The organism is Paraburkholderia sp. J10-1, assembly GCF_905220165.1.
In the GTDB taxonomy this organism is placed as follows: Bacteria; Pseudomonadota; Gammaproteobacteria; order Burkholderiales; family Burkholderiaceae; genus Paraburkholderia.
Map to the genome: position 1 here is coordinate 1 of NZ_CAJMYW010000062.1, position 782 is coordinate 782.

Below are 782 nucleotides of genomic sequence, written 5' to 3' on the forward strand. Positions count from 1 at the left end.
TAGATGCCGAACTCTTCGCGCAGGCGGTCGACTTGTGCAGCCGTCAGGCCCGAGTACGAGAACATGCCGCGTTGCACGTTGATGAAGTTGAAGTCGCGGTCCACGCCAGCGGCCGTGAGGCGCTCGACGAGGCCCGTGCGCATCGCGCGGATGCGGTTGCGCATTTCGCCGAGTTCCGCTTCCCACATGGCGCGCAGGTCGGCCGAGCCGAGCACGGCTGCGACCACCGAGCCGCCGTGCGTCGGCGGGTTGGAATAGTTCGTGCGGATCACGCGCTTGAGCTGCGAGAGCACGCGCGCCGATTCTTCCTTGCTGCTCGTGAGGATCGACAGCGCGCCCACACGTTCGCCGTACAGCGAGAACGACTTCGAGAACGACGACGAAACGAACACGTTGAGTTCCGAAGCGGCGAAGAGGCGCACGACTTCGCCGTCTTCCGCGATGCCGTCGCCAAAGCCCTGATACGCGATGTCGAGGAACGGCACGAGGTTGCGCGCCTTCACGACTTCGATGATCTGCTTCCACTGGTCGACCGTGAGGTCCACGCCGGTCGGGTTGTGGCAGCACGCGTGCAGCACGATGACGGTGCCGGCGGCGTAGCCGTTCAGCGCGGTGAGCATGCCTTCGAAGTTCACGCCGTTGGTCTGCGCGTCGTAGTACGGATACGCGATGACTTCAAACCCTGCGCTTTCGAACAGGGCGCGGTGGTTTTCCCAGCTCGGGTCGCTGATCGCGACCTTGGCGTTCGGGTTCACGCGCTTGAGGAAGTCGGCGCCGATCTT

1 protein-coding gene is annotated in these 782 nt (G+C 64.3%); it reads right to left on the reverse strand.

Annotated features, from left to right (window positions below; all coding sequences use genetic code 11):
* Positions 1-782: aromatic amino acid transaminase (locus U5A65_RS40685; RefSeq protein ID WP_321949719.1), on the reverse strand; the 782-nt coding region annotated here is incomplete at both ends.